Source organism: Flavobacterium agri, from assembly GCF_013401995.1.
Lineage (GTDB): Bacteria > Bacteroidota > Bacteroidia > Flavobacteriales > Flavobacteriaceae > Flavobacterium > Flavobacterium agri.
In genome coordinates this window covers 420519-428490 of sequence record NZ_JACBJI010000004.1, presented here as the reverse complement: position 1 = coordinate 428490, position 7972 = coordinate 420519, and the positions used below count along the sequence as shown (strand labels likewise).

Sequence of the window (7972 nt, the reverse complement as noted above, 5' to 3'; positions counted from 1 at the left end):
CCGCCGCCGTAGCGTCAGGCAATGGCTTGATCGTGAAGGTGACCGAATCGTCCTGTACGCTCGTGCAGTTCGCATCGGCTACGTCTAGAAGATTGAAAACACAAGATCCTGCAGCCGTAATCGGAATCGACACGGTGGCTTGGCCGGCCGCGTCGCTTAAAACTGTTTGAGGGCCGCCAGAACACAATGTATACGTAAATGTATATGGAGGAATTCCACCCGAACCGACGATTGTCACCGTAGGCGAAGGTCCATTTAAACAAGCCGTCACGATTGGCGCCTGAAGCACTGCTTCCGGTCCAGGGTTCACGGTAACGGTAATGCTTTCTGTCTGATTCGTGTCGCAATGCGCATCGGCAACATTGATCAAATCGACATCGAACGTATCTGGAGCCGTAGTCGGGATGGTAATGGTAGCACTATCGCTTCCTGTAGGAGATGTTACCGTAGAAGACGTACCGCCGTTGATCGTATAAGTAAACGTATAAGGTTGTGTTCCGCCTTGCCCAGTAAACGTAATGACAGGTTGTGTTCCGCCAACGCAGACAGAGGTCGTTGAAGCCGCAATGATAGCATCGGGATCAGGATACAAATGCAACGTAAAGAATGTCGTCGCATATACGTTAGGATCCGTTACGGTTTCCATCCTGATAAAAATCTGCGTTCCTTCCGAACCTGGGAAAAGCAAAGTCGGATCTATAGGGTTCGTATCACCATCGGCCTCAGCTTGGTTGTAGTGAAGCGTCACTGTATAATCTGCAGTAGAGTTCGGACCCAACGCAATAGCTGGAATACCCGAAATATCGAAATCTTCAGTACCGTCATTATTCGTATCACACAGATACATATCCGGTGGCGTAACCGGGTTTCCGCAAGGATAAGTATTGAGCGTAAACATACGGACACCGATACATCCGGAGCCAAGCAAATCTTCGATACTGGCAAAAATCTGCTCGCCGTCAAGGTTCATATCGCCGTTGATACCATCGTAAGCGTTATAGTTCAGGATAGGGTCGTTCACATCCAACGCGTCTTGTTGAGAATGGTGGAATTGGATGCTGTATTGGTTCGGGTTCAATCCGTTAAGGATCGCTGTGTTGATTTCCTCAAGATCAGCAGGTTGGCCCGCGCAAACCAAAAGTTCAGCAGGGTTTCCAAGCGGCATATCTGGCAAGTATTCTACCGTGATCGAATCTGTTTGCTGACAACCTCCGCCCGATCCGCCAACGGTTACGATAACCGAATAAACACCGGCTTCATCGACAGACAAAGTATAGTTCGTCTCGCCCGGCATTTCAAGGTCGTTCATAAACCACTGATAAGTCGCGCCGGCAATCGGCGAGGAACCGGCTTGCAAAACGAAAGTCTCGCCCGGACATCCGGCGGCAGGACCGACAAGATCAGGGAATGTAGAGTTATTCGGATCGAATACGTCGGTTTGGCCTACGTTGAAACTTCCCGCTTCGAGGAATACCGCAGAGTTTACGATGCTATCCTGATAATCCCCGATTGCAAGTTTAATACGATAATTGTGGTTCGGTATAACGGTAGCCGAAGCGATCATCGGCAACAATTGTCCGCGGATGTTGATCGCAGACAAAGCCGGGAAATCGGCATTGTGGATGTCGTACCACTGCGGATTCACAGACGGACATGTGCCATTATAAGCCTGATCACGTACAGTAAGCACGGAAACGGCTGTAGGCGGCGTGACATCCGGGATAATCGCTACGTTGATCGGGTTCACACCCGGTACGATAGGCGCACTCAAGTCGGTCAACAAGAACGCGAACACGTCACCGAACGTACATTGGAACGGACCGTATTCTTCGGAAGCGAACAAGAATTTAAAACTGAAGCTATCTGTAAGCGGTGTAAAGTCGAATTGGACGAACGCCGCATCATTGATACCCGCAGTTCCTCCGTTGGCGTTACTCACCTGTTGCAATTGCGGATCGCCAGCACCTGAACCCGGAAGGTTATTGCCCGCAGTGTACTGCCCTTGGAATCCGACAACTTGAGCCGTTCCGATGATCACACCGTCCTTGATCGGGAAATCGGAGTTGTTGTGATGGAAGTAACCGACGCAGCTGTTCTGGTTGGTCGGAAGCGTATTGCCTACATATCCTTGGCTCGTAAAGTTGGAAACGTTCGCACAATCGGAATGGATGAGGACGTCCTCGACCAATTCCTGCAAGTTGTAAGTGGATGTATTGACCGTAACCCAGTTCGGGGCTGCCGTATCGACATCGCTACAACCAGGACAGGCCGGAACCGGATCTGGCGTATCGCTTGTCACGGTAACGGTATTGGTCAAATTCGCATGCGTCAAATCGTAATTCTGAGGAACAAAAATCGTAACCTGATACGTAACGACTTGTCCGACTGCCAAACTCGCGATTACATCCTGAAGCGCACCGGTTCCGCTTGAACCGTTGCTTCCTTCCCACGACATTGTCGTGATTTGAGGCGGCATCGGGTCGGTAACCTGAACGTTCACCGCATCGCTTATCCCAAGGTTGGCAATGGTGATGCTATACGTCAATTCATTATTATTGAGATAAGTCGCTTTGCTGTCCGATTTGAACGTCACGATATTCGCTTGGGCGAACGGAAGATCGGTATCGGTACAACCCGCGCAAGTTGGATTCGGATCGGGCGTATCGCTTGTCACGACGACCGTATTGACCAAATTCGTCTCTTGGTCGTAACTCGAAGGAACCGTCACGATCACCGTATACGTCAAAGTCTGGCCGACATTCAACGTAGCGAAGTTCTCGTTAATCGCTCCCGTTCCCGTACCGTTTGGACCTGTCCAGCTTACGTTCGCTGCCGGGATTCCCGCAGGAACCGCATCCGACACATCGACATTCGTAGCTACATCGGGTCCGTTATTGGTGATGGTGATGTCGTAACTCATTTGCGCTCCCGGAATAAACACAGAAGCGTGGTCGGTTTTGAGTACGACCAAATCGGCTCCAGCCAACGCCTGAGTATCGGTATCGACACATTGCGTACAGCCCGGAGTCGGATCGGTGGTCGCCGAAGTCACGGTCGTCGTACTCGTCAACGGACCGGTGAAACCAGCCGGAACACCTAATGTAATGGTATAAGTAACGGTAGTACCCGCCGCCAAAGTCGGAATCGTATCATCCAAATTCACGTTGGTGCCGGTCGAACCGTTGGATCCTGTCCATGAAAATGCCGTGATGCCACCCGGAATAGGATTCGTCACATGAACATTTGTCGCATCCATCGGTCCATGGTTGGTAACGGTAACGATATATACGTTGTTCGAACCTTGAACATACGTTATGTTATTATCGGTATTGACCACTTCGATATCGGCTCCGAACGTATTCGTATCGGTATCGGTACATTGCGTGCAAGCGGGAGTCGGATCGGTAGAAGTACTCGTCACGACGGTCTGGCTCGTCAAAGGCGCGGTCATCGCACCCGGAATAATAATATTGATGGTATAGGTTACAGTACTGCCGGCTGCCAAGGTAGGAAGAAGGTCGCTGAGCGCAGTACCTGTCCCCGAAGATCCGTTGCTGCCGTTCCAGGAAAAGTTCGCAGCCGGAATTCCCGCAGGAATCGCATTGTCAATCTGCACGTCGGTTGCAACTCCGGGACCATTGTTCGTAACCGTTACTGTATAAGTATTGGTCGTTCCCGAAACGTAAGTGGTTTGAAAATCGGTGTTGGTGATTTCAAGATCGGCGCCGAAACCTTGAGTATCGGTATCGGTACACTGCGGACAACCAGGCACAGGATCAGCCGTCGGCGTAGACGTACTGGCCGTACTCGTGAGGTTACCCGTAAAACCAACCGGGACTTGAATGACAATCGTATAAACGACAGAACTTCCCGCCGTAATGGAAGGAATCGTATCGCTCAACGGAACGTTCGTACCCGAGTTTCCGCCTCCGCTCCATGAAAAAGAAGTGATTCCCGCCGGAATCGGATTTGTTACCAAAACGTTAGCCGCAGTCAAAGGCCCGTTGTTCGCGACCGTCACCGTATAAGTGACCGTCGTGCCCGGAATGTACTGGGTTTGATTGTTGGTGTTGATCACTTCGATATCCGCACCGGTCGCCCTGACATCGGTATCGATACATTGCGTACACGCCGGATTCGGGTCGGTCGTCGCCGAAGTGACAACCGTCTGGCTCGTAAGCGGCCCGAGATACGAAGCCGGAACTTCGACAACGATAGTGTACGTAACCGTCTGTCCTACAGCGAGAGTTGCAATCGTATTGTCGAGCGGATCGTTGACGCCGACACTACCGTTGCTTCCCCACCAGGAAAAATAGTCGATCCCTGCCGGAATGGCGTTGGTCACATGGACATTCGTAGCCGCATTCGGTCCTAAGTTCGTAACAGTCACCGTGTAGGTGTTGTTCGTTCCAGGAATGTAATAATTGGAAAAATCCGAATTCGTAACGACAATATCAGCCTGTGAAAAAGCGCTTACGGACAGAAAGAAAAAATACAGCAGAAGTAATTTTTTTTTCATAGAAGTACAAAGATGGAATCAGTTTTCGGGTTTTTATTCCGAAAACTTTAAGTTGTGTTAATTTTTTTTTAAAGCTCAAATATAGAAAAACGGTCATCATATGTTTGTTAAATTTGCACGGAAATTTAGCAAACGACCATTTTCAATGAGAATTTCCATAAAGCCCACCCAAAATCCCGCGATAATCAAATTTGAGTTCCCAGAATTCATCACGAAAAGCGGAAATTTCGAGTTCAAGAACATAGACGATACCAAGAACTCGCCACTTGCCAAGCAGCTGTTTTTCCTGCCGTTCGTAAAGACGGTTTACATCTCGGGAAACTTCATCGCCATCGAGCGTTACAGCATCGTCGAATGGGAAGACGTGCAACAGGAAGTTGCCGAACAGATCGAGAATTACGCCAACAGCGGACAGCCCATCCTCATCGAGGAAGAGAAACCTCAGAAACAACCCGTGACGGTTTACGGCGAGATTACGCCCAATCCGGCCGCGCTTAAATTTGTCGTGAGCCGCATGCTGACTAAAACCGCCGCCGAATTCAAGAACATAGACGAAGCCGCACCATCGCCTTTGGCAAAGGAATTGTTCCGATTCCCGTTCGTCAAAGAGGTTTTCATAGACGAGAATTACGTTTCGGTCACCAAATACGAAAGCTACAACTGGGACGAAATCACGCTCGAGCTTCGCAGTTTCATCAAGCAATACATCGAAAACGGAGGAACGGCCATAGACGAAACGTTGATTGCCCAAACTCCGAAACAGGAAAAGCAGAAAATCGCGCATTTCGAGAATCTCGACACCACGTCCCAACAAATCATCAATATTCTCGAGGAATATGTGAAGCCGGCCGTCCAAGCCGATGGCGGAAACATTCTTTTCGACTCGTTCGATCCCGAAGAAAAACGTGTAAAAGTGGTACTCCAAGGTGCTTGCAACGGTTGCCCGTCTTCGACTTTCACGCTCAAAAGCGGAATCGAGAACATGCTCAAAGACATGCTGCACGACGAAAACATCAAAGTTGAAGCCGTCAACGGATAATACGAAGCACTCGAAAGGGTGCTTTTTTTTATGGGTAGCAATTTCCAGCTGTCCGCTGCTAGTCCTCGCACAAAACCGCAATTTTAAAGGCGCGGGAATGGCTTCCTTCGGTCGCCGTCACGCACCAAAAAATTGAAGGCTTTGTCGCTGTGGGCTATCCGCTTCCATCTGGGCTATGGGATATGGTAGCGTCAAATCCCGATTCCAAATCGCGGTTTTAACAAAATACGCAGAAAAACTGTAATGGTTTTGCGCTGTTCAGGGGTACTTTTGTAGACCTAACAGGTCTGATAGACCTGTTAGGTCTTACAAACTTCCCAAAAACGGCCCAACTCATCAAAAACACATCAACTCCATGAACGAGCTTTCTCAAGAAACCAGCCCTTACCTACTCCAACACGCCAACAATCCGGTCCATTGGAAAGCCTGGAACGACAAGACACTCGAATCGGCCATCGATAACAACAAATTGATACTGATTTCGGTCGGATACTCAGCCTGTCATTGGTGCCACGTCATGGAACACGAAACCTTCGAAGACCAAGAAGCGGCAACCCTCATGAATGCCCATTTCGTCAACATCAAAGTCGATCGCGAAGAACGTCCAGATGTCGATGCCGTTTATATGAAAGCCGTCCAACTCATGACGCAAAGAGGCGGTTGGCCGATGAACGTGGTCGCGTTGCCCGACGGTCGTCCGGTTTGGGGCGGCACGTATTTCCGCAAAGGCGATTGGATGCAAACGCTCGATCACCTCGCCCGATTGTGGCAAAACGAACCCGAAAAGATGGTCGACTACGCCGGCAAATTGCACGCAGGACTTGAAGCGCTCAACATCCTTCCTAATGAAAACCCGAGCGGGCATTTTCCCGAACAGTCCAAACTCGAGGAATTGCTCGCGAAATGGTCCAAAAGCTTCGACTGGGAATTCGGAGGTTATCAAAAAGCGCCCAAGTTCATGCTTCCGAACAATTTCAAATTCCTGTTGCGATACGGCTTCCAGACCCAAAATCCCGATCTGCTCGATTTCGTTAACCTCACGCTGACCAAAATGGCGACAGGCGGTATTTTCGATACGGTCGGCGGCGGATTTTCACGCTATTCGGTCGATTTCAAATGGCACGTGCCCCATTTCGAAAAAATGCTGTACGACAACGGCCAATTAGTTTCGTTGTATTCGGATGCGTACAAACTCACCGGGAATCCGCTTTATGCCGAAATCGTCGAGAAAACGCTAGCTTTTGTTTCGCGCGAACTTCTCGGAAAAGACGGCAACTTTTATTCCGCTCTCGACGCGGACAGCAAAAACGATAACGGACAATCGGAAGAAGGCGCGTTCTATGTCTGGACAAAATCGGAACTCGAAAAATTGCTTGGTGAAGATTTCACACTCTTTTCCGAGGTCTTCAGCATCAACGATTTCGGCCATTGGGAACACGGCCGTTATGTGTTCATCCAAAAACACACTGTCGAAGAACTGTCCGAAATCCATAAAATCCCGTTGACGGAACTGCAATCCAAAAAGAAAAATTGGGAGCAAATCCTGTTTACGGAAAGGGAAAAACGCCATCGTCCGGGTCTTGACGACAAATCGCTCACGTCCTGGAACGCCATCATGCTCAAAGGCTTCGTCGATGCCTATAAGGCTTTGGGTCGTCCCGAATATTTGAAAACCGCGCTCAAAAATGCCGAATTCATCCAAAATAAATGTTGGGCATCAGACGGGAATCTTTGGCATTCCTACAAAAACGGAAAAAGCACGATCAATGCGTATCTCGAGGATTATGCGTTCGTGATCGATGCGTTCATCGCTCTTTACGAAGTCACTTTGGACGAAAAATTCCTGACGCAGGCCAAGCAGCTTTGTGATTATTGTTTCGACCATTTTTACGATGCCGAACAAGGCTTTTTCCTGTTCACTTCGAACCTCGACAAAGCGCTTGCCGCGAGTCATTACGAGATGGAAGACAACGTAATACCGGCATCGAATTCGGTCATGTGCGAGAATTTGTACCGCCTTTCGATTTATTTCGGCAACCAGCACTACGAAACGAAATGCGAGAACATGCTGTCGCATATCGTTCCCGTGATCGATTATGCTTCGGCGTTTTCGAATTGGCTCAATGTGTTCTTGAATTTTTCCGACAAACAACGCGAACTTGCGATCTGTGGTGAAAATGCACTTTCCGAAATGGCCGAAGTCAATGCGTTTTACCTTCCGCATCTTACGTTGGCCGCAACTTCTTCCGGATCGCGTCTTCCGTTTCTAGAGAACCGTTTCCAATCGGGCCAGAACCTGTATTACGTGTGTCAAAACCAAACGTGTCAACTGCCTGAAACCGATTTGGCATCCGTCCTAAAAAATTTATAGTCAGCGTTTTAATTTTCGTAACTTTAGTCGGTAACCAAAAATC

3 protein-coding genes are annotated in these 7972 nt (G+C 49.1%); 2 read left to right on the top strand and 1 reads right to left on the bottom strand.

The genetic code is table 11. The annotated features are described in order from the left end of the window. On the bottom strand, window positions 1-4519 hold a 4519-nt coding region (locus HZF10_RS12010; protein ID WP_176006443.1), incomplete at its 3' end, for a choice-of-anchor L domain-containing protein. Between the two features lie 145 nt (window positions 4520-4664). Here HZF10_RS12010 and HZF10_RS12005 point away from each other — a divergent pair. Further along, window positions 4665-5558 (top strand): NifU family protein, encoded by an 894-nt coding sequence (locus HZF10_RS12005; protein WP_176006442.1) that lies wholly within the window; start codon window positions 4665-4667, stop codon window positions 5556-5558. Between the two features lie 355 nt (window positions 5559-5913). Further along, window positions 5914-7929 carry a thioredoxin domain-containing protein gene (locus HZF10_RS12000; RefSeq protein WP_176006441.1) on the top strand — a complete coding sequence of 672 codons (2016 nt, stop codon included), beginning with the start codon at window positions 5914-5916 and terminating at the stop codon, window positions 7927-7929. Window positions 7930-7972: the final 43 nt, after the last annotated feature.

What these genes read in the sequence shown, in the direction of transcription:
- HZF10_RS12005 (WP_176006442.1), top strand. Translation starts at nt 4,665, where the DNA reads ATGAGAATTTCCATAAAGCCCACCCAAAATCCCGCGATAATCAAATTT.
- HZF10_RS12000 (WP_176006441.1), top strand. Translation starts at nt 5,914, where the DNA reads ATGAACGAGCTTTCTCAAGAAACCAGCCCTTACCTACTCCAACACGCC.